Below are 26,683 nucleotides of genomic sequence, written 5' to 3'. Positions count from 1 at the left end.
GCGCTCCCCACCCACCCATTGCTGAGCCAGTGGGGCGGACAGGCGGAAAGGAAGAGAGCAGGCTGCTGGTCGCGCTCTCCAGAACGTGCTATACTGACTGAGGTACCCACAACGCAAATGGGTTGCAGGAGAGAAGTTCCATGACCAGTAGCCACTATGATGTAGTTGTGATTGGCGCCGGCCCGGGCGGGTACGTGGCAGCTATTCGGGCGGCCCAGCTCGGCGCCCGTGTTGCCATTGTCGAGAAGCAGTATCTTGGCGGGACCTGCCTCAACGTTGGCTGCATCCCCTCCAAGGCTATGCTGCACGTTGCAGAGAGCCTCCACCGCCTCGAATCGCTGGCGGAGCTGGGCATCACTCTGCCGCAGCCGCCCACCTTTGACATGCGGCGCGCCATGACCTTTAAGGATAAGGTAGTCAAACGCATGACAAACGGCGTGGGGACGCTGCTGAAGGGCAACAATGTGACGATCTACGAGGGACTGGGCAGCGTTGAGGCCAATCGCACGGTGACGGTGACAAAGAGCGACGGCAGCCGCGAGCAGTTCAGCGCTGAGAAGGTGATTCTGGCCAACGGCTCGGTGCCACTGATGCCGCCGTTTCCTGGCATCGATGGGCGCAATGTCATCAATAGTGATACCTGCTGGAACCTGACTGAGGTGCCCGAGAGCGTGGTCTGCGTGGGCGGCGGCGTGATCGGCGTCGAGCTGGCTTGCATGTTCCAGGCCCTCGGCTCACGCGTGACCATCGTCGAGATGCTGCCCGATATTTTGGCGCCCGTTGATGAAGAGGTGCGCCGCCTGCTAGTGCGCATCCTGAGCCGCCGCGGCATTACCATCGCCACCGGGGCCAGGGTTGAGGCCATCGAGGACGACGGCGAGCAGAAGAAGGTCATCGCCCGCGGCGAGCAGGGTGAGCAGATCTTCCACGGCGCCTATGTGCTGGTGGCGGTCAGCCGTCGCCCCAATACGAGCGGCCTGGAGCAGTTGTTTGAGCAGGGCCTGGACCATGACCGCGGCAGGGTGCGCGTCAATGAGCAGATGGAGACGAACCTGCCCGGCATCTACGCCATCGGCGATCTGGTACACGGGGCCGGGCTGGCGCATGTGGCCTCGATGGAGGGCGAGGTGGCCGCCGAAAATGCTCTCGGCCATGCATCCAGGATGGACTATAGTGTGGTGCCTAACCCAATCTACACCTTCCCCGAGGTGGCCTTCGTCGGCCTGACTGAGGCCCAGGCCCGCGAGCAGCACGGCCAGGAGGTGCGCGTGGAGCGCTTCCCCTGGAGCGCCATCGGCAAGGCGGTGGCCATCGGCGAGACCGACGGCTTCACCAAGGTTATTCTGGGCAAGTATAACGAGATTCTCGGCGCCCATATCATCGGCCCCGATGCGACAAACCTGATCAGCGAGTATTCGGTGGCAATGCGCGGTGAGTTGACCGGCGACGAAATCATCGAGACCATCCATCCGCATCCGTCCCTGAGCGAGGGACTGCGCGAGGCCATCCTGGCAGCCGAGGGGCGTCCGCTGCACATCCCACCCAAGACCCCCAAGGCGGCTGCCCGCAGTCGCTAGGCTACCTGCCTTTGCTCACGCTCCCATCGCTGGCCTGCCGGCTTCGGCCTGGCAGGCTATTTTTCTCCCCCAGCCCAGATTTCCTTTCCACGGCTGCACCCGGCTCTGCCCGACTTCTCTCCCACCTGTCTCCCGGTTCTACTTCGAGTCGAGCAAGGCCCCCGAGGGGCGTAACAGCGATTAATGGATGCTGCGATTGCTGCGGTACGCCAGTGAGGGACTCTGTCCAAAATTTTCGGGGAACCTGTCCTGTAAAGCCTTCTCAAAAAAAGCCCCTCCTTCCTTAGCTGGCGCATACACTTGCAGCAGAGGCCAGCGAGCCAGACTGAAGGTCCCCCTCTCAGCAGTGAAGCGAAGGCGGATGGATGGCGCTCGCTGCCTGTTCCTGTTGATTGACTGCGGCCAGAGAGAGACAGGAGGGTCTGCCTTGAAACCTTTTCGCTTTGAGCAACCAACGCGCCCCGGTCCAGCGACCGGTAGCAACAGCAGTTACACTAGCGGCAGCAACAGCAGCGGGGGCCTGCAGCCGCTCAGCCCTTTACCCACAACCCGCCCGCTTGGCCAATTCGGTAGCGGGGGACCACGACGCCGGCCCTGGCTCCCGACCATCATCGTTGGCCTGGCCCTGGTGGCCTCGCTGGTGGTCCTGCTGGTCAGCGGGGGCCTGAATCTGCTGCCCTTTGCCCACAGCAGCGGTACGAAGTCCCAGCCGGCAGGGGCTGGCGCCACAAGCGACATCATTGGTCATGTCTTCTTCTTGAGCAGTGGTCAGGTCAATGTAAGTACCAGTCAGGGTATCGCTGATCAGGTGCAAGTTGACCTGAGCAAGGTTCCACCGCCAGCGCCCGGCAAAGCTTACTATGCCTGGCTCCAGAGCGACAACTCTGTCGAAAGTCAGTCGATTCTCTTGGGTAAGCTTACCCTGAGCCAGGGCACCGCTCACCTCTTCTACAAGGGCGACCCACAGCACACCAATCTGCTGGCCATCGCCAGCCGTTTTCTGGTTACTGAGGAGGATGCTGCAACGACGCCAACAGTGCCCTCGCTCGATCGCAGCACCTGGCGCTATCTGGCAGTTATTCCGAATACACCCGATCCCCAGGACAGCGAGCATCACTACAGCCTGCTGGATCACCTGCGCCATCTGTTAGCGCTTGACCCCACCCTGCAGAAGCTGGGCCTGCCCGGCGGTCTGGATATCTGGCTCTTCCGCAACGGGCAAAAGATCCTTGAGTGGGCTGGGGCGGCACGCGATGACTGGAACCACGGCAGCACCGACCTGATGCATCGCCAGTTTATTCGTATCCTCGACTATCTCGATGGCATCGAGTTTCTGGGCACTGACGTTCCTGCCGGCTCGCCAGTGCTGGTGGACCCCCATATCGGGCGCGTGGGACTCTTGCAGTTCGACGCTAACCAGCAGCCGCCCGGCTACCTCCACCATATTGGCATCCATCTGGAGGGCGTGGTGCAGTCGCCTGGCTCGACCCGCGAGCAGCAGGAGCTGGCCCAGCAGATCACCGAGGCCCTCAACAAAGTCCAGAGCCTCTACCAGCAGATCCGCCAGGATGCTATTCAGCTTGTCCACATGAGCAGCAGCCAGCTGCGTCAGCCGGCGGCCCTGGCTCTGTTGGACACATTGGTCAAGCAGGCCCAGGATGCCTTCGTGGGTCAATTCGATCCGCAGACGGGCGAGCTGCAGGATGGCGTGACCCAGATCCACTATGCCATTGAGCGACTGGCCACGCTGGACGTGACCCCGCTCAACAATTCATCATCAGCAACTCAACAATGAAGTCCTTGCGCTGAGGCCAGGCTATGGGAAGGAAAGCAGCACTAAAAGTTGAAGAGAGGAGTAGAAAACAGCTATGGCGCGCGATCCTGACTACTATGTCCATATGATTACAAGAGGAGTGCGCGAGGCACGCACCGCGACCCAGGGACAGAGTCACAGTCCGGAAGCCAACCAGGGCAGCGCGCTTAGTCAGCGCCGCACCGATGAGCTGAGCGGCCCGCTGAACGCTGGCGCGTCGCTGGCCGAACGTATTGCCCGTTTTGTCAACAGCCAGCAGCGGGCGCCGCTCCCTTCCTACTATCGGCCCCGCATCGGTGTGCTTTCTTCCAGCGGCTGCCTGCGCGACGGCGGCTGGCCCGTGTACGCTGGCGATGCCGCCACGATCAACGCCATCTTCGAGAGCGGTGGGGAGCCGCTGGTCTTGCCGACGCTGCCCATGCTGCAGAGTTGCGATCCCTTCGACATCCTGGGCAGCGAGGATCTTTTCGAGGAGGTCTTCCGCATTATCTGGCCGGTGGTGCGCAACGTCGACGGGTTGGTCTTTGCCGGCGGTGGCGATTTCTATTCCTGCCTCTACGGTGATGTGCTGCACCCTCAGACCCAGAGCCCAGAGCTGTGGCGCGACATTTGGGAGCGCTACTGTGCCCTGCTGGCCTGGCTGCTCTGCATTCCAACGCTGGGTATTTGCCGCGGCATGCAGGTCATGAACGTGGTACGCGGCGGTGGCCTCTATCAAGATCTCCGCTCGCAGTGGCCGCGGAATATGCCGCCGCTGGTGCCCCATCGCGCCCGGGGCCGCATCACCGCCGACAACTGGGTCGAGCATCCAATCGCCGTCAATCCGCGCAGCCGCCTGGCTCGCATCCTGCGCGGACCGGAGGCGCGCGGCCCACAACGTAACTATATCGACGCTGTCCTCTCCATGCATCACCAGATGGTGGGCTACGTGACCCCCGAAGGCGAGCTGATTGGTTATCTGGCCCCGGGCCAAACTGTGGCAGCGACCGCTCCCGACGGTGTCATCGAGGCCATCGAGGATAGCGATCCACGCCGCTTCTGGCTGGCTGTGCAGTTCCATCCAGAATGGGTGGTCTACCTGGGTTGGGCCCATAGTCTCTTTTCCGCTCACGTGGACGCCTGCTACCGCTACGCCTCGCTGCCTCTGGAGGAACTGGACCGCTTCCTGCCTGAGATCCGCGCCTGGCTGCGGGAGTGCGATCAGGCCCTGCTCTACCGCCAGGAACCGCCACTGCTGGTCACAACAGTCACCAGCGAGGAGCCGGAGATGGTCCCGCCCGAAAGTCTGAACAGGCGCTTGCGCACCCGCCTGCAGCCGGTGCAGGAGTCAGAGCCTTTTCCCTCACCTTCGCCGGCTCTGTGATACCCACTCAGGCCCAAGGCCGACCGCTGGTCGATTGTCTTCACCACACACAATATGCATGCAAAGAGACTTGCACTTGATGAACAATGATATCTGGTCAGAGAAAAGCAACAAAAGCTGTTCTGTTCGCTGAGCGACGCCTGGACGCGGTGATCGGCGGGCGCCTCTTAAATGCCGGCTGGCTCAGTGGCAGCCTGGGATTGAGTGTCCTGCAGATGCGTCTCCTGGCCCAGAGCTGGTCACAAGGCAGGGAGGCACTGGCGACAGCCCTGGTGGCGGCAGTCTGGCTGGCCAGCTCGCTGCTGGCCGCCACATTGCTCACCGGACGCCGGCGCAGCGCGGCCCGCTACTGGGGAACTGGCCTGCTCCTCTGTATACTGCCGCAATTGGCTCTTCCTGTGCTGCGACCACTGCCCGTCTCGCTCTGGCCAGCTACGCTCGAACTAGGGCTGCTCAGCGCTTTTTCCTCTCTTCTCGGCAATGCCTGGCTGCTCCAGCGCCGCCCCTGGCCAGCGGTCGACGAGCGCATTGCCCTGATGCGGGCCGCCCTCGGGACAATGTTCGGGTTGAGCCTGGTCTGGCTGCTGCCCGCCTGGTCGGGCCTGCTCGCTATTCTCTGCCTGCTTCCACTACTTGCCCTTGACTACTGGCCCGAGGCTCGCGCCCCTCTGCCGACGCCCGGGCGCATGGTCGACAACTGGTTTGACCTGACAGAGGGGGCACGCCGCTGGCGCCTGCAGCTGACCCTCGACTGGCTGCTGCAAGGAGGCTGGTGGCGCTATCTGACACGCCGTCGACAGCTGGGGCTGGTTCTGCTAGCCAGCGGCCTGGCCATCGTGCTCGGCAGCATCTGGAACGCTGTGCCCACTCCCTTTGCGGCTATCCTGCAGGAGCAGGGGACGCTGCCCACCTTGCTCTGGCTGCTCCTGGCACAGGCCCTGGCCCTGGGACTGGCCTTCGCCCTCCAGCTGCCCCTCCGCGGCCTGCTTGGTCCGTCCGACCGCCTGATTCCCGAGCGCTGGCGGCCCTGGTGCCAGGCGGTGGCGCTCTGTCAGCCCTTCGTGATGGCCATCAGCCTGCTGGCCCTCGGCCTGCCTGGCTTGCAAGCACCAGTCTGGCTGGCCATCAGCCTTGGCCTCTATACCCTCGCCGCCACCGCCTGGGGCATCTTGCTCCCACGGCTGAGGCCCAGCCTGAGTACAGTGATCTTCTCTCAGCGCCATCTGCTGCCACCCGGCCTCTCCCTCGACCAGGGACAGCTGGCCTACGAGCGCGCACAGGAGGAGCACGTCAATCGCTTTCTCTTCGTCGCTGAGGGACTGCTCACGCTGCTCTTGACTCCGGTGGCCGGCTGGCTCACTGGACGCTGGACCGTCGACGGGCTGCTCATCTTTACCGGGCGCACGCTCCTGATCGCGCTGGTACTCCTGGTTAGCCTGGTTGGATTATGGCAACTGATCGGGTATAGAGCAGAAGAGAGCCAGTCTGCTCTCTTCCGGCCTACACCCTGGGAGCAGCCAGGGTTCCAGAGGGGCCAGGCTTCCCCACCAGGAGCCGTCGCCCAGGAGCCAACTTCACTCATAGATGAAATAGAACATTTCTTGCAAAAGAGGCACCATGAATAGTGGCGAACGCAAGCAGTGGTTTGCTCCAGGCTCAGCCCCTGGTGACGACCGCCAGGAGGTCACCACCATTAGCGGCACGATTACCGAGCCGCAGCCGCTCCGCCTGGGTCGTCAGAGGCAGCCGGAGGACAGGGCGAGGCGCCCGCCCGAGGAAGCGGCAGGGGGCAGAGCGGCTGCGGCCCCCAAGGAGCGCGAAGTGTCACGTCCTGCTCCTGCGCTCAGAGAGAGCGACAGCGCAGCCGAGAAAGCTGAGGCGGAGGCGACAGCCAGGCCATCGAGCGAGGGGGGCGTTCTGCTCTTAGCGGGGCTGCTCGTGCTCACGGTGCTCTTTTCCTTGATCTTGCTCCCCCCGATCGAAGCGGCGCTTCAGCTCCCTCCGTCCACCGCTCAGTCAAGGCCATCTACCAACCAGGCCGGTCCAGCCAACCAGGCGGTTACACCCTCGGCCTCAAGCGGGTCGCCGGTGCCGGCCTCTCCCACAGCGCTGCCCGCAGGCATGAGTTTGCTGGCGGCAGATACCTTTCAGCGTCCCGATCAACGCAGCTGGGGGACAGCCTCCGACGGCCATCCCTGGCAAGGCGATGCACGCCTGAGCGCCATTTTCGCGATCAGCCATCGACAGGGCCAGCTTAGCAACGGCCAGGGGGCCTACAACGCCATCTTAGGGCCACCCTTCAGCGATGGCGAGATCTTCTTCACAGGGGCCATCAACCGCTTTCAGCAGGCCAACCTCGGCGCGGTTCTGCGCTGGATGGACACCAATAACTGGTATAAAGCCTACATTGACGGCAGCCAGCTCGTGCTCCTCAAAAGCAGCGGCGGTATGCAGACGCGCCTGGCCTCCGTTCCTTTTTCTGCCCAGGCTCAGCGCTTCTACTGCCTGCGCTTCCGCATCCAGGGAGACAGGCTGCAGGCACGAGCCTGGCTGGCGGGCACACCCGAGCCGAGCCAGTGGCAGGTGAGCGCGCGCGACGATACCTTCCAGAGCGGCTTTGGCGGCCTGCGTCTGGTGCTGGCTCCAGGAAGCGTGATCACCCTCAGCGCCTTCCAGGAGCTGGCCCTGACCGCCTCATCCTCCGCTGCCAGGCCCTCTCAGCGGCCTGCGACACAGGTCACATGAACAGTACTTTTTAGCTACGCATGCTGCCCCTTCCTTCGGCGCATCACAGTGCTCAAGCCCACTCAGCCGGCACACAGCTCGCCAGCTTTTCTGAGGCACTGAGTAATATCATGGGCGGAAGGAGCCAGTGTCGAGGCAATCCATGCTCACTGCGCGTCCCGAGTTTGCCGAACATCCCTTCTCTCGTGGTCAGCAAGCATAAGCAGCTTTGCTGACGACAGTTGTAGAGAAGGGGAGAAGGAGGAGAAGGGCTATGCGTATGCAACAGGAGCGAGGCGGATTCGAAGCCAGCGACACCGGGGGCAGCCGTCAGAGCACCCCCTCCCTGGTCGAGAGTGAGGCAGAGCAGGCGGAAGGGGAGCGGGAAGCCTGGAAGGCGGTCTTGCCATCGGAAAGCTACGTTCCGCGCGTCATGCCCCGTTTGCTGAGTACGGGAGACATGATTGCCACCTTTCTGATGATCGTCTTTTTCATCACCAACGCCACCACTGCCGTTGCAGGCGGGGCTGCCGCCTTCACCTACTGGGCGATTGGCGCTCTGGCCTTCTTCATTCCGGGGGTCATTGCCACCGCTCAGCTTGGCGTGATCTTTCCGCACGAAGGCTCACTATACAACTGGACCCACAAAGCTTTCGGCGGCTACTGGAGCTTCTTCGCGGCTTTCTGTGCCTGGTTTCCCGGCGTTCTGGTCATCATCAGCGCAGGCGACGTCATCGTCTCTTATTTGCAGGGGCTTAACCCTGGCTGGCTGACCGAGCCGTGGCAGCAGGGTCTCTTTATCATCGCCCTCATCGGCCTGACCAGCGCTCTGGCCATCCAGCGCTACAGTGCTGTCCAGAAGCTCGTCAACCTGGTTGTCGGGCTGACCATGCTGGCGGTGGCGCTGCTTGGCCTCTCCGGGCTGATCTGGCTCCTGGGCGGTCATCCTGCGGCCACCAGCTTCAGCCATCTCTCTGACTGGAGCATTCGCTTTGACAAGAACAACGGCAATCTCTACCTTTTCGGCCTGATCACTCTGGCCTACCTGGGAACAGAGGTACCGCTCAACATGGGCGGCGAGGTTACCCGGCTGCGAGTAATCACCCGTCATCTTTTCTGGGGGGCCTTGCTGGTCATCGCCGGCTATGGTATCGCCACCTTCGCCTTGCTGGTCATCGCCGGTCCCCAGGATGGCGCTGCGCCCTTCGCCCTGGTGCACGTGGTCGATCTGGCTTTGGGCAAATTCATGGGCAACGTTGCCGCCTTCTGCCTGATGAGCTTCTTCGTCATGGCAATGGTCGTCTACAACTATGCCTATGCCCGCCTGCTGATGGTTGCTGGCATCGACCAGCGCCTGCCAGTGAAGGTGGCCCGCCTCAATCGTCAGCGCGTGCCGGCCAACGCCATCTTCTTCCAGGCGGCAGTGGCCATTGTGGTGACGGCCTTCGTCTTCCTGCTGGCCCCCTACACAGTCAAGGTGACAACGCCGGCCAATCTCTCGACCGAGGTCTATAATGTGATGCTGGCCTCCTCGACGCTCGTCTGGGCCTTCTCGGCGGGCTTCCTCTTCTTCAACCTGATCCGGCTCCACGGCATGCGCCATCCTCTGCTGCGGGAGCGGCGCATTGTACCGGCCCCGATCCTGTGGGGCTGCGTCTTCTGCGGTTCGGTCGCTTGCTTCCTGGCCATCATCGGCACGCTCTTCTACTCGTGGACCAGTCTGATCAGCAATACGCAGTGGTTCATCATCATCAGCGTGCTGACCTTTGCCTATCTGGTGATCGCCGCCATCGGCAGCATGTTCGCTAACAGCGAAGCCAACTGGGAGAGCGCCCGGCTCTAGTCTGGCTACAGAGCTGGGCCGGTTGGGGAAGCGCGTTCTCGCCCCAGGTGATTGAGGGGCCACGGGGGAAGCGTGGCCCTCAATCTTTGGAGCGTGGGTCAAAGGCATCGCGCAGACCATCTCCGAGGAAGGAAAAGGCCAGCACGATCAGAGCGAGGACAGTTGTCGGGACCAGGATTTCCCAGGGATGCGTATTGATGTAGGGCGTGGCATCGGAGATCATCAGGCCCAGACTGGAGCCGGGCGCCTGGACCCCCAGGCCAAGGAGGCTGATGCCGGCCTCGCCAATGATGGTGTTCGAAATGTTGAGCGTCGAGGCCACCACCACGATACTCATCAGGTTGGGGATGATGTGGCGAAAGATGATACGCAGATCACTGCTGCCAGAAGTACGCGCCGCTTCGATAAATTGCTGCTCCTTGAGCTGCAGCGTTTGCCCGCGCACGTAGCGCGCCATGAGCGGCCAGACGGTGATTGCCAGCGCCAGCGAGACCAGGAGCAGACGCCCGTTACCGTTGGGGCCGATGATCGGTAGCTTGGCCAGAGCATCGGAGGCCCCTGGACCAATGATGCCGGTCAGCATGATGGCAAAGAGCAGCCCCGGGAAGGCAAACATCAGATCGGTGAAGCGCGCCAGCAACTGATCGATCCAGCCCCCGAAGTAGCCGGCCAGCACGCCCACTATCAGGCCCAGCACAATGTCAACGACCTCAACAAGGGTGGCGACAATGATAGAAACCAGCATCCCCTGCATGAGCCGCGCCAGAATGTCGCGCCCCAGGTCGTCAGTTCCCAGCCAGTACTGGGCCGAAGGCCCTTCATCCTGGCGGATTAGCTCCTCATGATAGTAACTGTGATAGACGCTGGCGGGCACTGGTCCATTTTGAGGACTCTGGTAAATGCTACCGATGTGCTGGTAGATAGGGGGACCGAAGAAGGCAACCAGTACAAAGAAGATGATCAATCCCAGGCTGACCATCGCTCGCCTGTCACGGCGTAAGCGACGCAATGACTCCCGCAAGGGAGAAGGCGCGCGCCGCTCTTGCAGTACCTCCTCTTCGCCGAGAGGCGCGGCACGTGGAGGCGTTTCACTCACCCCGGCAGCTAATTCCAGCAGCTCAGCCGGCGGAGGCTGCAGGCCCGCATCGGGCTTCACAAAGCTCTCACCGGCGGCCTCAGATGGTCTCTGGTGTGCGTCCATAGACATACTGCTTCTCTCCTCTCCCCCTACTCAAGCCGAATGCGCGGATCGACGATCGTGTAGAGAATGTCGGAAATCAGGTTACCAACCACAACGCCGACCGCCAGCAGGACAACAGTGGCCTGGATGACGGGGTAGTCAAGGTCGATGACGGACTGCAGGGAGATACGCCCGATGCCCGGGATGTTGAAAATCTGCTCGATAAAGAAGGTGCCGGCCACCAGCAGGCCAATGGCCACCCCAAGGACAGTCACCAGCGGGATGAGGGCGTTGCGCAGGGCGTGCCAGTAGATGACGACCCGCTCGCGCAGACCTTTGGCTCGGGCCGTGCGCACGTAGTCCTGACGCAGCACCTCCAGCATGGTTGTCCGTGCTAAACGGGCAAAATAGGCGTAGCCGGCAGCTCCATAGACGAGGATGGGAACGATCTTCGGCTGCAGGTCAGCCCAGTCATATTGCCAGGGAGCTCCCCAGGATGAAGAAGGCCAGCTGGCCCCGGTCTTGCTGTCGATCCAGACGATGATCACCTGGGCCAGGATGGCGATAACAAAAGGCGGCAGGGCATAAATAATCAGGGCCACCCCCATATTGAGGGTATCGATCCAGCTGTTGGCGCGGATAGCCGAGAGAATGCCGACAGGAATGCCCAGCAGCAGCTCGACGATGAGGCCCCAGAAGGCCAGCTCTAGCGAGACCGGCACGCCATCCTTGAGGATGTCCCAGACCGGTCGGTTCTGGTACTTGAAGGAGATGCCAAAGTCAAGATGGGCAAGATGCACTAAGTAGTTGTAGTACTGTTGATACCATGGCAGATCCAGCCCATAGGCATGACGCAGCATCAGCCAGGTGTGATAGTCAAAATGGTCTCCCATCTGGGCCCGAATAGGATCACCCGGGGCCAGATAGCCCATGATGAAGGTGATGAAGGTGATGCCCACAATCACAAAAATAAGCCCGATCAGGCGCTTCACCAGGAATTGGAGCATCGATAGACTCCCACTCTCCGTTGCTTGCGCGCCCCAGGTCCAGCGCCACCGCCACTGGCTGGCGGCGGGTACGGGACTCTCAGAGCGCTGGCTGCCAGAACCATATCCATGACAAGAGTATGCCCGACCAGGCAGGAAACAGACAGGCCTGGTAACAGGCAAAACCTGGCATTCTGAACCCGCCGACCCACACCCGCCCAGAGGGCCTGCAGTGCGGGCCGAGAGTGCAGAATGCCAGGCTTACTCAGCAGCGCCTCAAGTGCGCTGCCGGCCTGCTCAGCGCTTCGCCAGCAGCCGGCCAGCGCGCAGTCTCAGACGGTGAAGTAGATGTTGGCCCAGTCGTCGGGTGGAATGATCGACAGGCCATTGTAGACAATGCCGTGCAGCTTCGTGCTCTGCATGAGCTGGATCTTGTTCTGATAGATGGGAATCCAGCCCACATCATCGACGATCTGCTGCTCAGCCTGATTGTACTGCTGCATGCGCTGCGTCTGATTCAGATTGACATCGGCCTCTTCGAGAAGCTTTTGAACCTGCTGCTGCTGCGCAGCATCGCTCGAGTTGTTCTGACCGTAGTTCATCTGGTTGTAACCAGAGCCTTTGTCGAAGAAGACCGACAGGAAGTCCTGCGGATCAGGATAGTCTGCCAACCAGCCAGAGATCCAGACCTGCAGGCCATTGGGGTTGTTAACGGTGGCGTTCTCCAGGGTGATAAGCTTTTCGTAGGTGGTGCCGACCAGCTTGACGTTAGCCCCGAGGACAGTCTGCCACATCTGAGCAATGGCCTGGGAGGCGTCAACGATGGCCTTGACGTCGGTGTAATAGTTGAAAGTGATGGTCGGCAGCGAGGTCATGTGCTCTTCCTGCAGGCCCTGCTGCAAGAGCTGCTTGGCCTTGGCTTTATCGCCAGACAGGCTGCTGACGCCCGCCGGGCCGACCAGGTTGGGGTTGTAGCCCGGCATGCCCTTGGGAACAATGTGGTTGGTGGCCTCCACGGTGTTCCTAAAGACGGTCTGCTGTAGCAGCACTTTGTCAATGGCCAGGGCGAAAGCCTGGCGAATGTGGATGTTGTCAAAGGGCTTCACCAGGTAGTTCATGGTGATGTACCTGATGCGGAAGTTCACGTATTCGTGAAACTCCGGCGAGCTGCGTACAGCGTCGATCTGAGCCGGTGGGACGCCCACAACACCGGTATAGTCGAACTGATGCGACTGGTAGGCGCGGAAGGTGGTGTCCTGGTCGCCAGAGATCAGGTACTCCAGCTTCTGGATCTTGGGCTGGGGTCCGTAATAGTTGGGATTGGGCACCAGGACAATGCCCTTGGTGTGGTCGTAGCTCTGGACCTTAAACGGCCCGTCACCACCACCTTCGGTCAGGTGGTCGGTCCATTTGCTGCCGTACTTATCGATCAGCTTCTTCTCGACCACGTAGGAACAGGGATAGGTCAGGGCCTGCAGGAAATAGGCCGCAGGTTTGCTGATCTTGATGACAACCGTGTTGGGATCGGGCGCCAGCAGGCTATCGCCGATCAGGGTCGGGATCTTACCGCTGGTGATCTTGTCGTAGTCCTTGATCAGATTGAGATAGTAGGCAACCTGCGACTTGGTGGCCGGTTGCAGGGTGCGATCGATGCTATAAATAACGTCCTGCGAGGTGAGCGGCGTGCCGTCACTGAATTTGAGGTTGGACCGCAGATGGAAGGTATAGGTGAGGCCATCAGATGAGACCTCATGAGACTGAGCTAGCTGGTCACGAAGCTGAATGTTATGGTCCCACTCGACCAGGCCAGTCCAGATAGCCTGAATGGTGTCGGCGTCGACAGCAAGCTGTACCAGGGCCGGGTCCAGCGTGCCAAAATCGGTTGCGCCGATGGGGATGCGCAGCACCTGCTTGTCAGGCGGCGCAATCTGTGTACTGCTGGTGCTGCTCTGACCACCACCACAGGCCACGAGCAGCGCAATAAGGCAGAGCAAGGCCGGAATCAAGGCCAAAGGGAATGGTCTGCTCTTACGCACGGGTAACCTCTCTTCTGGCTTCTGTCCTGTCAGGACGGAGAAAATGGTAATGAGTGGCTTTTTACCAGCCGGCACCGACTGGTAACATAGAGAAGATGCTTCCTGCTACGCGTGCCCCCGAGGATGGTGACGTTTCTTCTTGTGCATCATTGCCTCCTTTCGATCGCTGAAACGTCCGCCTGGCCGCCTTCCTTAGTAGCAGGCTGAGCTGTATAGATATTACGTCCATTCTGAGAGAAATCTCTCAACAATATAAGCCTGCTTACTTTCCCTCGTGCACTTTCACTGCTCCCCGCTTACAGCTATCTGCCGCCTTCCATCACCTGCATCGCATTCGAGCCTTGACCGCCTTTGCTGTATCCACACAGATCTCTCGCCCTTTTCCTGTCATGACCACCTGCCACTAAAATTGAACTTTAACTTTTAATATCTTTTTACTTAAATGGCACTTCTGTCACTATCCAGCCGCTCGCCTCCTCTCTCCCGGCCAAGCAAGACTATAAGACAGGCATAACAGAACACCCAAAACGCCAGAGGCACGAGCCTGCTGACGCAGCGCGGGCTGTCTGTCAAACGATCAGGCTCATGCCCTCCTGGGGAAAGCTGATCGGCTCCGCCGGATCAAAACAGGGTTTTGAGCAAGCCGGCGAGGCGAGGAAGATAAGGGCTAATGTTCAGGGAGATGGATACGCAGAATCTCTCCCTGCCCAGGGGCGTAGCCGTAGCCCTTGTTCGAAACATAGAGATCGCCATCCGGCCCGAAGGTCATAGCGGTTGGGAAACTGAGGCCCGAGGCCACCAGTACCTGACGTCCGCGCTCGCTGATGCGCACAATCATACCAGTACCGGGCACCGGGCCAGCATTGTTAGCAGTAGTTGTCTCCAGAACATAGAGTCGCCCGCGCCAATCAAAGGCCAGGCCAACCACCGCCGTCAACCCGCTCATCAGGACACGCACATGGCCACGCGGCGTGATCGCCAGCAGTTTCTCTGTTCCCACATGGACCGGAAAGGTGCCCAGGTTGGCCACATAGAAGAGGCCGCGATGGAAGGCCACCGCCGTCGGCACAATGTGGCCCTGGCTGGCCGAGATATCGGCCACGCGCTGGATCTCACTCCCTGTATGCCGGTCATGCTGCCAAGGCGGGGTGATCCGATCCAGCTCACCGTGATTCGGCTCCAGCGCATAGAGGCTCCCATCGACCGCCACCATACTATACCAGGTTCCATCAGGCTCAAAGTCTTCCGGCTCAGGATTCTTGACCGGATGAGTCTGCAGGAAATGGCTGAGGTCGGCAATGTAGACGACGCGATGACGCTCCGGCTCAAAGCGGAAAATAGCGTTGGGCACCTGGGGTACGCCGTGCGAGCAGCCAGCGCCGGCAAGCAGGCCGTAGAGCGTGTGGCCAATAAAGCTGAGATCAGAGACGCCGCTGATCTCGCTTCCACTGGCCGGACTGGTCTGGCTGGAAGGCAGATGATCGATCAAGGTGACACGCTTGCCGTGACGGTCAATGCGCGAGATGCGCGCGCTGAAGCCGCCCGTGTACGGTCCAATCGGCGACGGCACCTGCTGACAGCGACCCACCGTAGATTGCTTGCCGCCAAGGCCACCTTCAGCAACATAGAGCTGCCCGTCAGGACCGAAGTGCAGGCCACGCGGGTTGTTTAGCCCAGTCGCAAAGACGCTGATCTTGCCGATCGGCCCGGCCTGGGGCAGAGCACGCGCCCGCGGCGGAGCTACCACCAGCGATGCTGGCACGATCAGCCCGATGGCCACGGCCCACACGAGGAGTCTTCGGAGGCGCGTTATATTCATTTTCTCCTCTCTGCTATCATTACTATGTTATTCCAAAACCGGATATATAATCTTCGATGGTTATATATCCGTATGTTCTGCTACTACTATAGAGAGGAGACTGAAACACAAGCAGGCGTGCGTGGGAGAGACAGCCAGCCAGCAGCGACCGTCTCTTCCCATTTCGACCAGCATCTCAGCGCATCAGGGGAACCAGGGTTTTGACGTGACTCAGCTCGTCGCGCCGGCGTTGACAATAGCCCAGGTAGTCATCGAGAACACGAAGCGACTGGCGATCCATGCGTTGTCGCAGCTCCTCCTCTGTGAGCCAGCACGGGCGGCCCTCCATTCCCGGACGCAGAAGCCCACCGCGCACATGCGCGTGATAGACAAAACTGATCGTACTCATAGCCCGCCAGTCGGTCGTCACCAGTGAGTAAAAATTGATTAGATCATCGGCTTCCAGCAGTAACCCCGTTTCTTCGCGTCCCTCACGCTCCGCCGCCTCGCGCGGGTGCTCTCGCCAGGTCATAAAGCCGCCAGGGAAGACCGCCCGCCCGCTGGGAAGGAGCAGCACCAGGTAGCGCCCCTGCTCCTCGACGACCACCGCTGCGCTCCCGAAGGGCGGCAGCTTCCCACCAAGCAGGAGATTCAGTAGATTAAAGCAGTAACTGACGCAGCGCTTCAAACACGTATAGAGTGCTGTCTTTATCGCATTCATAGGCATGCTCTGTTTCCTCTTTTCCAGATTCTGGCCTGAGAACCTGGCCCCCGAGAGAGCCGACAGGCTGTTTGCCTATCTGCCTGCAGGAGCGAGGGCCTCGGTACAGGAGAGAGTATAGTCAGTCGCTGTTGCAAGGAAGGCAGAGTCCTGTCTCAAGCCTGTCGCAACCTCATCATCGACCTTTCTCCAGCCCAACCAGGAGCAGACAGCCATTGGCCTCCTATGCTATGCTCTGAAGCAGATACGGCCCTCCGGCTTTGGCGTTGCGTTGGATCTCATACGCTGAGTGAGCAGCTCTGGAGTCAACCAGGCAGGTCCCAAGAGAGCGAAGGAGGAGGCGCGACGAGAGCCTGGAGAAGCCAGCCCGCAGCAATCAAGACCCCAAGGAGAGCAAGGAGCAGCCAATCATGCAGCTAGAGACTCGCCCATTGCAGCTCAGACTCAGTACGCCCTTCCGCATCTCGCGTGGCGTCGAAGAGGTCGCCGACAATCTGCTTGTCACCATCACTCACGATGGTCTCAGCGGCTACGGCGAAGCCGCCCCCTCTGCCTACTATGGCGACACCTTTGCCACTACTCGCGCCTGCCTGGAGCGCTTTGCTGAGGAGCTTGGAGATGACCCGTTCCTCATCGAGGACATTCTTGCGCGCCTCGACCAGGCCATCGGGCGCAGTCCCGCCGCTAAAGCCGCTATTGACATGGCCCTCTACGACCTCGTTGGGAAGCGGCTCAACCTGCCGCTCTATCGTCTGCTCGGCCTCAATCCTGAGCGCAGCGCCCTCACCTCCTTCACCATCGGCCTCGATACGCCTGAGCGCATGGCCGAGAAGGCAGCTCGCGCCCGCGATTATCCCATTCTCAAGATCAAAGTAGGCACCAGGCAGGACGTTGAGAACGTGCGGGCCATCCGCGCTGTCTCGCAGGCCACTCTGCGCGTTGACGCCAATGCCGGCTGGACCGTCAAGGAAGCCATTCGCACCATCAACGCCCTGGCCGAGTACGGCATCGAGTTTGTTGAGCAGCCCATCGCCCCCGGCGACCTGGAGGGCCTGCGCCTCCTTCGTCAGCAGGTCCCCGTCCCAATCATCGTTGATGAAAGCTGCGTCTCCCTGGAAGACATTCCACGCCTTGTCGGCTGTGTCGACGGCATCAACATTAAACTGATGAAATGTGGTGGCATCAATCGGGCCCTGAAGCTGATCCACGCAGCCCGCGCCCACCACCTCCAGGTCATGCTGGGCTGCATGATCGAAAGCTCGCTGGCGATTACCGCTGCCGCCCACCTGACGCCGCTTGTAGACTACGCCGATCTCGACGGCAACCTGCTCGTTGGCAACGACCCCTGCAGCGGCGTACGAGTCGTCCAGGGCAAGCTGGTCCTGCCCGAGGCTCCCGGCCTGGGAGTGACGCTGCGCGCCTAGTCCACGGGCGAGCCCGAGTCAGCTGCCGGAGATTCAGGCGTCGGGGCCAGATCTCAACAAGAGGAGAAAGACAAGTAAGAGAGGTATTTCTTCAACCAGGAGAAGAGAGGGGAGCTTCTATAGAAAAAAGGGGAGATGGGAAGATGTCACCGCCGGAAGGGAGATACCCCAGCGGCGAGGAGGGAGCGCCAGACGGGTTCCACTCCTCAATGAGTCACTCCCCTCTCCCATACCCATAGAGGAACAGCTTGAACGGCAATCACCGGTAGGCGGCAGCCAGCACCCTGTTGTGGGTCTGGCGCCATCCTCAACCACGGCGCGAACGACGAAGTTTACGACGCAGGTTGGCCGCCTTGCGTTTGCGGCGGTCCTGCGGACTCTCATAGCGCGCGCGACGGCGGGCCTCAGAGAGAATGCCATCCTGCTGCACGCGGCGGTTAAACTTTTTCAGGGCGACGTCAAACGGCTCGCCCGGATTAACCTTAATCTCGCTCATCGAGAAAACCAGCCCCTATCTAGATCTGCCGCTACCCGCAGCGGCCCACATGCAGCCCGCCGTCGGTAACAGGCATACAATAGAAGGATGAGACATGCTGTAATGATCTTTACTCCCGAGGAGCGCGGGGCCAATGCTGCTCTGCAACGAGCTGAGCGCGCCGCGCCCATCTCGATTGCTCCCAGTATAGCATACTTTGCGCGTGGGGCGCTATCCTTTCCCTGCTTTTCTCACAGGCCGATGGCAGCAGGCCATACGCCGTGACGGGAGACCTGTGCTATAATGGAAACTCCCAGGACACTCGCCTGAGAGAAACGAGAGCAACTGGAGAAAACGTGCATATGCCAACTCGTGATGATGCTTATCGTCTGATGACCGAGCACGTGAAAAATCTGAATCTGCAGCGTCATATGTTAGCTGTCGAGGCCGCCATGCGCTTCTATGCGCGCAAATACGGCGAGGACGAAGAGCTGTGGGGCATTACTGGTCTGCTGCACGACTGCGACTACGAGGAGTATCCTGACCTGCAGCAGCACACCCGCGTGCTGGCCGGCTGGCTGCGCGAGGCCGGCTACGACGAGCGCATTATCTATGCCATTCTGGCCCATAACGACCTCAATGCAGAGACCCATCCACGGAGCGATCTGCTCTCCAAAGCACTCTATGCCTGTGATGAGATCACTGGCCTCATTACTGCGACTGCGCTCGTGCGACCCAACAAGAGTATTCTTGGACTGGAGGTCTCGTCGGTACGCAAGAAGATGAAAACGAAAGGCTTCGCCGCCGGTGTCAACCGCGATGATATCGTCCGCGGAGCCGCTGAGCTGGGCGTTGACCTTGACGAGCACATTGCCAATGTCATCACGGCCATGTCGGGCATCGCCGCTGAGCTAGGGCTGGCCGGTACCAGTCCCAGCTCCGAGACCAGCGAGGCGAAGCAGCCCGCCCGCAGCGAATAAGACCAGCGCCGGTTACGGCGGGCAGGAAGGCCGTCAGGTCGCCGCTGTGGAGGAGCCTCCATGCAGCCAGAGCAACGCCAGCCGCGAGGGAAAGAAAAGTCCAAACGCTATTTTACCGCCAGCGAAGTGGCAGCCTTCGAATACTGTCCGCTCGCCTGGTGGCACGAGCAATACGAGCCAGCCGCCCAGGCAGATACAGAAGAGCTATTCGCACGAATGGTCGAGCTGGAGCACGAGCATGGCCCCCAGGCCACGGCGCTCCCGGAGTATCAGCTGCACGAGCGTCTCTTGTTGCGGCGGGGCGCCTTCGATACCGGGCAGGAGCAACATCGAGAACATGCGGAGGCGCTGGAAGACGTCTACGATGAAGCGCGCGCTCTGCCCTTCTCCGGCTGCAGCCGTCGGCTCACCCTGGTCGCCATTGTGCTCTTGATCGGCGCCATCGTGCTCATCGCCGCCGCCGTCTTCCTGCACTGACTGGCCGGCTGAGGGCGTGCGCTCGCTCCGCTCGCTCAGCGCAGCCAATGTCCCGCCGGGCCGAGCGTGAGTGAGCGGCGCACGCCGTGAGCAACAGAGAGCGGCTGCACGAAGAAATGAACCATGCTCAATAGCATCTTGCTTTCGCTTGGCCTTGCCGTTCTGCTCATTGCCATCGCGCTCTTGCTCCTGCTTCGCAATGAGCGCGCTGCTCAGCGTGCCCGTCTGTTGGCAGAGCGCCAGCGTGCTCTGGGTCTGCCCGAGGGCACCCTTGTCTACGAGGACGCCGACGGCCAGGGGGAGCCGCTGATATCGAGCAGCTATCCGCTGGTCGGTAAGCCTGATTATGTCGTCGAGCTGCCAGATGGGCGCCCTGTACCTGTCGAGCTGAAGCTGCAGGTACAGAATGCTACTGTGCCTTATAGCAACCATGTAGTCCAGATCGGCGCCTACTGCCTGATCCTGGAGGACTACTTTGCTGTTCCCCCAACGCACGGCATCCTGCGCTACGCAGACAACGAGTTTACCATCGAATACACGCCGGCGCTGCGACGCAAGGTGATTCGTCTGCTCGAAGAGATGCAGCGCTGCAGCGCCGAGCAGCCGCCCATACTCGCCCGGCAGAAAGCGGCCAAATGCCGGGCCTGTCCCTTCCAAACTATCTGCCCTATTGGACGACGCTGGTAGCCATCACTGCGGCGGCCCTGGCCAGCGCCAGGAGTTGACAGCCATGCCTGGGCGCACTAAACTGGACCCAGAACAGCGCGCGGGGCCACAGGTGGGCAACGGAGTCGCCTCTTTTCCTCTCTGTTCCGTCCTTGCCCTGTTACTTACACAACGCCCAAGCAGCAGGCAGTGCTTGAGCGTTCCATCTTGTTTGGTCTGGGGGAAGCGTCATTCTCATGGCGAGCGAAATTATCGAACTCAGTGGACATATCATTGACTCCTGGACATTGCCGCGCGCCTGGGACATCATCATGGATCGCGGCGGTGACTTCCTGATTCAGGAGATTCAGGTCGGTAAGCATAAGAGCGAGCCGAGCTATGTGCGCATGGAGATCAAAGCCGATGACGAGCAGACGCTCGATCTGATCCTCTCGGAGCTGCAGCAGCTCGGGGCCATGCTCGTCAATGGTCACGATGTGCGTACAGCACGTGTGGAACAGCGGGGAGTGCTCCCCGAGGGCTTCTATTCGACGACGAACCTGCCGACACAGGTCCGGCTCGGGGGCCAGTGGGTCGATGTGGAGCAGATTGAGATGGATGTGGCCATCGTCATTGATCGTGAGCACCGCCGTGCCTACTGCAAGCCGATGCATGAGGTCGAGGTCGGCGACGAGGTGGTGGTTGGCCACGAAGGTATCCGGGTACAGTCCTTTGAGCGCGCCCGCGAGCGCGAGATCTTTGCCTTTATGCAGAGCGATGTCTCTTCTGAGAAAGCGAAGATCTTGATGATCCAGCATATCGCGCGCCAGATGCAGGAGACCCGGGCCCGCGGTGGAAAGATTCTCTTTGTGCTCGGCCCGGCAGTGATCCACACGGGGGCGGGCCGCTATGTGGCGGAGCTGATCCGGCGCGGCTACGTGCAGGTCATTTTCGGAGGGAACGCCATTGTGACCCACGATGTGGAGGCGGCCCTCTTCGGTACCTCGCTCGGGGTCGATCTGCGCACGGGTGAACAGGTAGAAGGCGGCCATCGCAATCACTTGCGGGCGATCAATGCGATTCGGGCGGTTGGTTCGCTAGAGAAGGCGGTCGAGGTCGGTCTGCTCCGCGAAGGGTTGATCTATGAGGCAATCAAGCACCAGGTGCCGCTGGTGTTGGCCGGCTCGATCCGCGACGATGGCCCCATGCCGGGCGTGATTACCGATATGCAGGAGGCGCAGCGCCAGATGCGCCGCGCTTTGCAAGGGGTGGAGATGGCGATTATGGTGGCTTCGATGCTGCACGCCATTGCCACCGGCAACCTGCTGCCGGCCACAGTGCGCACGGTGGTGGTGGATATCAACCCAGCAGTGGTGACGAAGCTGGCCGATCGCGGCAGTTTCCAGGCGGCTGGCCTGGTCACCGATGCCGAGCTATTCCTGCGCGAGCTGGTCGAGGCTTTGCGGCGAGAGGCCGCTCTTCCCAACGCGGCAAGCTTGCAGACCGAAGCCGGCCACACTCAGAGGTAGAGGAAGGAGCCGAGTCTCTTTCTTCTGCACCGCTTCTCGCCTATCCCCGCCTCTCCGCCCACTGTGGGCTGACGAGGCGGGGCTTTTTGTGTTAGACTGATGGCTGGCTGACTGGCTGCCGGTCATCCCGGCTCTACCAGGTCAGCCCTGCCGAGCTGACTTCGTCTACCCCTGCGCCGTTGTGCTGCTTGCTTGGGCAGCTGGGGAGAGGAGAGGGGCAGCAACAACCTTGTTTGATGGACAATGGGAACCATAGGCATAGGCTCGCGGTCCCCCTGGAAAGGTACCTGTCTCACGACCATGACTCCACAAGAGAAGCTCACTACTGCAGCGGAACAGCCCAGGCTGGTTTCTTCTACCTCTGCTTCTGAAGGAGCATCCCCGGCGAGAGGACTCTGGTGGCGTTTGCGCATCGATGGGTTGCTTCTGGTAGTGACGATGATCTGGGGCAGTACGTTCCTGGTGACGAAGTATGCTATCCACTTTGTCGGTCTCTTTACTTACTTAGGGTATAACTTTGGCATCGGAGCGCTGACGTTGGCGCTGCTCTTTCGCCGCCACTTACGCCGGTTGACAGGAGCGGAGCTGCGCAGAGGGATGATCCTCGGTGTCTTGCTCTTTAGTGGTTATGCGCTGCAGACGTTGGGCTTGCAGTACACGATCACGAGCAAGGCGGGCTTTATTACGGGCCTGTATATCCCGCTGGTGCCGTTCTTTGCTGTGTTGTTGCTTCGCCAGCGCCCTTCGTTGGAGGCAGGTCTCGGATTTGTCTTCTCTCTGCTGGGCCTGACGCTGCTCTCGGTCAATAAGAATTTCAACCTGAGCTTTGGCCTGGGCGAAGCCCTGATTCTGGGCTGTGCGGTTGCTTTCGCCTTGCATATCGTCTGCATCAGTAAGTTTGTGGCGGGGGCCGATGCCCTCAACCTGGCGATTGTCCAGCTAGCTACGACTTCACTGCTGAGTTTCGCGACGGCATTGTCGACGCACCAGGAGCTGCTGCTACCGGGCAATGGGACCATTTGGGGAGCTGTGCTTTTTATGGGAGTGGTGGATATCGGCTTTTGCCTGGGGGCCATGAACTGGGCGCAGCAGTATATCAGTAGCACGCATGCGGCGCTGATCTATGCCTGTGAGCCGGTGTGGGCTGGCATCTTTGGGACGCTGGCAGGCCAGACCTTGAGCGGCCTGGCCTGGGTGGGCGGCGCCTGTATCTGTTTGGGTATGATCATGAGTGAGGTGCGCCTGGGAACGCTGCTGAAGGGCCGGCGACGCTCGGATTAGGAAGAGAGCGGCCCCGTCTTCACCCTTCAGCAGCACGAAAGGTCATCAATTAGCACAGCTAACAGCTGCCTACTGCCCCAATTGATCGACTTTGCTGTTAGATGGACGACGATGCCCGCTGGCCTGCTCCAGTAGCCGCTGGCGCAGCTGCTCGCCTTCCTGCACCAGGCCAACGCTCACCACCAGCTCGGTCAAGGCCGCTGGCTCGCTGATGCCGGCAGCAACTTCCCTGGCCAGCTCACCAAGCTCAGGAAAGCGGGCAGATACCATGGCTACCAGCATGCGCCGCAATTCGCTCAGGCGCTCGGCCCGTTCTTGCTGACGTCCTTCTTTCAGTCCTTCCTTGAGGCCTTTCTCTCGTCCTTCCTTCAGTCCTTTCTCTCGCCCCTCCTTCAGTCCTTCCTCCAGAATCATCTGATAGATGTCTGTCTGTTTCAGCTCCTGAATAAAATCGGCCAACATGGTAAACTGCTCCTTTAGCCACTGACGCTCACTGGCGGGCGCCCCAGCCCAGGCCAGGGCAGCGATTAAGAAGCCGATAGCCAGCAGGTCATAGCGCCTGGCCTGCTCCAGACGCCGCTTCATCTCCACAATTAGCTCACGACGTTGCCCCTCGCGTGTCAACGGCAGTAGCGGCAACATGCCCCAGCGTGCTGACTGCAGCAGATCCGCTGCCGGCATGTCCCAGAGTTTGAGCACCAGGAAATGAAACTCATGTACTTTCTTCTTGTTAGGTAACTCACGCTGGTAGGGCGTAAGTGGCGCAGCGCAACGGCGGAGATAAACCACACACGACCAGACTGGACACCGATAGCGTTGGTCCGCAAGAACATTATACAACAGCAGACGCTCCGCCATCCGTGCATCAGGACCACTTTGAAACTCAAAATGCACCATTACTGGCTGGCCTGTCAATTCACAGGCACTGATCACATCGGCTCGCAGCGCCCCTAGCTCTTTGAAGAGCGGAATATCGGCGAGCACAAACTCGCCAGAGACATCGCGCTGATAACGCGCCTCGGGCAAAACAAGCTCCACAAAATCCTGAGCTGCCAGCTCAAAGAGCCGCTTCAGCGCCAGATCCCAGGATGACCCCATCGCCCTCTTTGCCTGTCACTCCTCCCACATAAGATTGATGAATTGATTATAACAGATATCATTTCTAATGGCAACTGTTTTATATCTATTTTTATTACACAAGAATCTCTTTATAAACAAGCAAGCATTATTAAAAGCAAGATCGACGGTCGGTCGGCATAGACGCGGTCAGCTGCCGCTATCTTACACCCTTCCTCCGGGGTCGCCCTTTACATTCGGAGACAGGTATGCTACACTTAGAGCCATTGAGATTACCAATTCTGGCGTCACGGCGCGAGACAACAGCGAAACTCAGCGTCTTCAAGGACAAAAGAACTTCAGTCACAGCGGCGATCACGCGAGACATGTCCCCTCCGCAGGGCACTCAGAGAGGCAACGCCAGCGGCTGCAAGCGTGCCTGCCCGAGGGAGATCCGCCTCCGAGCCAGCCTGGTCATTCTGCTGGCCCTCTACCAGTGTGCGAGAATGAGCGCCAGCAAGCCGGTTTGCTCGGGAAAGCAGCGCGGAAGTGGGATACCCCTCGCCAGCCTGTACCGAGCCAGTAAGGTACACGCCTCGACCCCGTTAGCGGTCGCGCGAGCGCAGGTCTTGGCTCGCCTGCCAGTGCCATCGTATTGGCCCTGGTTGGGGTTGCGTTTCCTTACTGGGAGATGCATACCCCGCTCAGGATGAGCGCCTGCGGAAGATGGGTGGAACCACGGAAGCGTATTCAGCCTTTCGTCCCTCGTGGGATGAAAGGCTTTTTTGTTGTTGATCCTGTTGTCGGACGACACCACGAACGAGCGTGTCCATGAATAGGCCAGACAGGGAGGTATTAGGAAAGTATGTCAGCCGAATCTGTCGAAGCTGAACTTCAAGAAACGGTCAATTATACGCCGCTCCAGCGCATGCGCCATTCCGCGGCCCACGTCATGGCTGAGGCCATCCAGGAGATGTTTCCCGAGGCCCGCTTCGCCATCGGGCCAGCCATCGAAGATGGCTTCTACTATGATTTCGAGCTGCCGCGCCCGCTCACGCCCGAGGACTTCCCCGAGATCGAGCGTCGCATGCGGCGCATTATTGAGGCCAGGTATCCTTTTCTTCACGAGCGCTGGCCGCGCGAAAAGGCCCTGGAGTACTTCCGCAATAAGGGCCAGGTCTATAAAGTCGAGATTATTGAGAACCTGCCCGATAAAGAGGTCGGCATCTATAAGCAGGGGAACTTTCTCGACCTCTGCCGCGGCCCCCACGTGGAGCACACGGGGCAGATTGGTCCCTTCAAGCTGATGCGGGTCGCCGGTGCCTACTGGCGCGGCGATGAGCACCGGCCTATGCTGCAGCGCCTCTATGGAACGGCCTGGTTCACGCAGGAAGAGCTTGACCACTATCTCTGGCGCCTTGAAGAGGCGCAGAAGCGCGACCATCGCAAGCTGGGCCGCGAGCTGAAACTCTTCCTGATGAGCGAAGATGTCCCCGCCGGAGTGCCGCTTTTCCTGCCTCATGGCGAGATGCTGCGCCATCTGATGGAGTCCTATGTGCGCGAGACGCAGGAGCGCTACGGCTATCAGCATGTCTGGACGGGCCATCTCGGTAAAGTGCGGCTCTATAAGACATCCAAGCACTGGTACACGTATCGCGAAAATATGTTCCCGGTCATGCAGAGTGAGGAGGAGCTATCGGAGGACGACGCCTACGTCCTGAAGCCGATGAACTGCCCTCATCATATCTTGCTCTACAAGTCACAGCTGCACAGCTACCGGGAGCTGCCGATCCGCTACGCCGAGTTTGCAACGCTCTATCGCTATGAAAAGCCCGGTGTACTGACGGGCCTGGCACGCGTGCGCAGCGTGACGCAGGACGATGCCCACGTCTTCCTGCGCCCCGACCAGATTCAAGAGGAGTTCGATCGCGCCGTCAATCTGACGCTGGAGGTCTTCAATACGTACGGCCTCAACGATTACTGGATTCGCCTCTCGCTGCGCGATCCAAATAAGAAGGAGGACTACGTCGGCAGCGACGAGGTCTGGGAGCTAGCCGAAAGTTCACTGCGGGCCGCCCTGGAGCACCGCGGCCTCGAGTACCGCGAGGGCATCGGCGAGGCGGCTTTCTATGGTCCGAAGATGGACTTTATGGTCCGCGATGCTCTGGGGCGTGAGTGGCAGTGCGCGACGATCCAGCTCGATTTCGTGCAGCCAGAAAACTTTGAGCTGGAGTATATCGGCGAGGATGGTCAGCCCCACCGCCCGGTGATGATCCATCGCGCGGTGACAGGCTCGACGGAGCGCTTTATGGCCATGCTCATCGAGCATTTCGCCGGCGCTTTCCCGGTCTGGCTGGCACCGGTCCAGGCTGTGGTGATTCCGATCGCCGACCGCCATCTGGAGTACGCTCAGAAGGTGCTGGCTGCTCTCAAGGACGCCGGCGTGCGCGCCGAGCTGGATGCACGCAACGAGCGCATGAATGCCAAGATTCGCGACGCTCAGTTGCAGAAGATCCCGTATATGCTGGTGGTAGGCGATAAGGAGGCGGCCAGCGAGAGCGTGGCGGTGCGCCTGCGAACGAATGAGAACCGTGGCGCGATGCCGCTGGCGGAGTTTGTGGCCCATATCACGGAGGTTATCCGCACGCGCAGCCGTGATCTCTAGCAATGGTCCGACGGATAGTCAGGCCCAGGCCGTCCAGGGGAAAGCCTTCCAGCTCCTTGCCCCTGGCCTGGGCCTTGGACTAGCCCGCCCGCCTTGCCCGCAGCCACAGG

20 protein-coding genes are annotated in these 26,683 nt (G+C 60.5%); 13 read left to right on the top strand and 7 right to left on the bottom strand.

Translation table 11 applies throughout. The annotated features are described in order from the left end of the window. The first annotated feature begins 140 nt into the window (after positions 1–140). The 6 genes from lpdA to A4R35_RS20585 all read left to right on the top strand — a co-directional run bounded on the left by lpdA (position 141) and on the right by A4R35_RS20585 (position 9,320). Positions 141–1,577, top strand: a complete 1,437-nt coding sequence (gene lpdA / locus A4R35_RS20610; RefSeq protein ID WP_112432742.1) for a dihydrolipoyl dehydrogenase — start codon at positions 141–143, stop codon at positions 1,575–1,577. Between the two features lie 427 nt (positions 1,578–2,004). Further along, complete coding sequence (locus tag A4R35_RS20605) at positions 2,005–3,372, top strand: hypothetical protein (protein WP_146747286.1); 1,368 nt, start codon at positions 2,005–2,007, stop codon at positions 3,370–3,372. 73 nt (positions 3,373–3,445) lie between these two features. Next, positions 3,446–4,753 (top strand): gamma-glutamyl-gamma-aminobutyrate hydrolase family protein, encoded by a 1,308-nt coding sequence (locus tag A4R35_RS20600; RefSeq protein WP_112432738.1) that lies wholly within the window; start codon positions 3,446–3,448, stop codon positions 4,751–4,753. Positions 4,754–4,839: 86 nt separating this feature from the next. Continuing rightward, a complete protein-coding gene (locus tag A4R35_RS20595) occupies positions 4,840–6,378 on the top strand; it encodes a hypothetical protein (protein ID WP_112432736.1) in 1,539 nt (512 codons plus the stop codon). Continuing rightward, positions 6,371–7,498 carry a hypothetical protein gene (locus A4R35_RS20590; protein WP_112432734.1) on the top strand — a complete coding sequence of 376 codons (1,128 nt, stop codon included), beginning with the start codon at positions 6,371–6,373 and terminating at the stop codon, positions 7,496–7,498. The genes A4R35_RS20595 and A4R35_RS20590 overlap by 8 nt, the downstream gene beginning before the upstream one ends. 253 nt (positions 7,499–7,751) lie before the next feature. Continuing rightward, on the top strand, positions 7,752–9,320 hold the full coding sequence (locus A4R35_RS20585) for an APC family permease (RefSeq protein WP_112432732.1): 1,569 nt from the start codon (positions 7,752–7,754) through the stop codon (positions 9,318–9,320). A gap of 79 nt (positions 9,321–9,399) precedes the next feature. Here A4R35_RS20585 and A4R35_RS20580 read toward each other — a convergent pair whose 3' ends face one another. The 5 genes from A4R35_RS20580 to A4R35_RS20560 all read right to left on the bottom strand — a co-directional run bounded on the left by A4R35_RS20580 (position 9,400) and on the right by A4R35_RS20560 (position 16,041). Beyond that, positions 9,400–10,527 (bottom strand): ABC transporter permease, encoded by a 1,128-nt coding sequence (locus A4R35_RS20580; RefSeq protein ID WP_223258430.1) that lies wholly within the window; start codon positions 10,525–10,527, stop codon positions 9,400–9,402. Positions 10,528–10,547: 20 nt separating this feature from the next. Then, entirely contained in the window at positions 10,548–11,507 is a 960-nt protein-coding gene (locus A4R35_RS20575) for an ABC transporter permease (RefSeq protein WP_112432728.1), read from the bottom strand. 311 nt (positions 11,508–11,818) lie between these two features. Next, positions 11,819–13,522 (bottom strand): peptide ABC transporter substrate-binding protein, encoded by a 1,704-nt coding sequence (locus tag A4R35_RS20570; RefSeq protein ID WP_112432726.1) that lies wholly within the window; start codon positions 13,520–13,522, stop codon positions 11,819–11,821. A gap of 667 nt (positions 13,523–14,189) precedes the next feature. Next, on the bottom strand, positions 14,190–15,341 hold the full coding sequence (locus A4R35_RS20565) for a ScyD/ScyE family protein (protein WP_112432724.1): 1,152 nt from the start codon (positions 15,339–15,341) through the stop codon (positions 14,190–14,192). A 175-nt stretch (positions 15,342–15,516) separates the two neighbouring features. Next, entirely contained in the window at positions 15,517–16,041 is a 525-nt protein-coding gene (locus tag A4R35_RS20560; protein WP_189362124.1) for an NUDIX domain-containing protein, read from the bottom strand. 410 nt (positions 16,042–16,451) lie between these two features. Between A4R35_RS20560 and A4R35_RS20555 the strand changes: the two genes are divergently transcribed. Beyond that, positions 16,452–17,465, top strand: coding sequence for a dipeptide epimerase (locus A4R35_RS20555; protein ID WP_112432720.1), 1,014 nt, complete (start codon positions 16,452–16,454; stop codon positions 17,463–17,465). A gap of 307 nt (positions 17,466–17,772) precedes the next feature. Here A4R35_RS20555 and rpsU read toward each other — a convergent pair whose 3' ends face one another. Further along, positions 17,773–17,961: a 30S ribosomal protein S21 gene (gene rpsU / locus A4R35_RS20550; RefSeq protein ID WP_052890055.1), complete on the bottom strand. Its 189-nt coding sequence runs from the start codon at positions 17,959–17,961 to the stop codon at positions 17,773–17,775. Positions 17,962–18,302: 341 nt separating this feature from the next. Here rpsU and A4R35_RS20545 point away from each other — a divergent pair, with 341 nt between their 5' ends. The 5 genes from A4R35_RS20545 (at position 18,303) to A4R35_RS20525 (ending at position 22,852) form a co-directional block, all read left to right on the top strand. Further along, the gene (locus tag A4R35_RS20545) at positions 18,303–18,920 is read left to right on the top strand and encodes an HD domain-containing protein (protein ID WP_112432718.1); all 618 of its coding nucleotides are present in this window, start codon (positions 18,303–18,305) and stop codon (positions 18,918–18,920) included. A gap of 60 nt (positions 18,921–18,980) precedes the next feature. After that, entirely contained in the window at positions 18,981–19,397 is a 417-nt protein-coding gene (locus tag A4R35_RS20540; protein WP_112432716.1) for a hypothetical protein, read from the top strand. A 123-nt stretch (positions 19,398–19,520) separates the two neighbouring features. Further along, positions 19,521–20,084, top strand: coding sequence for a CRISPR-associated protein Cas4 (gene cas4 / locus A4R35_RS20535; protein WP_112432714.1), 564 nt, complete (start codon positions 19,521–19,523; stop codon positions 20,082–20,084). 215 nt (positions 20,085–20,299) lie between these two features. Further along, positions 20,300–21,571 carry an ornithine cyclodeaminase gene (locus tag A4R35_RS20530; protein WP_189362122.1) on the top strand — a complete coding sequence of 424 codons (1,272 nt, stop codon included), beginning with the start codon at positions 20,300–20,302 and terminating at the stop codon, positions 21,569–21,571. A gap of 405 nt (positions 21,572–21,976) precedes the next feature. Next, positions 21,977–22,852, top strand: coding sequence for a DMT family transporter (locus tag A4R35_RS20525; protein WP_189362120.1), 876 nt, complete (start codon positions 21,977–21,979; stop codon positions 22,850–22,852). A 69-nt stretch (positions 22,853–22,921) separates the two neighbouring features. Here A4R35_RS20525 and A4R35_RS20520 read toward each other — a convergent pair whose 3' ends face one another. Beyond that, positions 22,922–23,950, bottom strand: a complete 1,029-nt coding sequence (locus tag A4R35_RS20520; protein WP_112432710.1) for an RpnC/YadD family protein — start codon at positions 23,948–23,950, stop codon at positions 22,922–22,924. Between the two features lie 823 nt (positions 23,951–24,773). Between A4R35_RS20520 and thrS the strand changes: the two genes are divergently transcribed. Beyond that, on the top strand, positions 24,774–26,573 hold the full coding sequence (thrS, locus tag A4R35_RS20515; RefSeq protein WP_112432706.1) for a threonine--tRNA ligase: 1,800 nt from the start codon (positions 24,774–24,776) through the stop codon (positions 26,571–26,573). The last annotated feature ends 110 nt before the right edge of the window (positions 26,574–26,683 follow it).

It is taken from the genome of Thermogemmatispora tikiterensis (assembly GCF_003268475.1).
Classification (GTDB): Bacteria; Chloroflexota; Ktedonobacteria; order Ktedonobacterales; family Ktedonobacteraceae; genus Thermogemmatispora; species Thermogemmatispora tikiterensis.
The sequence above is the reverse complement of the archived record's forward strand: the minus strand, read 5'-3'. Positions and strand labels throughout refer to the sequence as shown.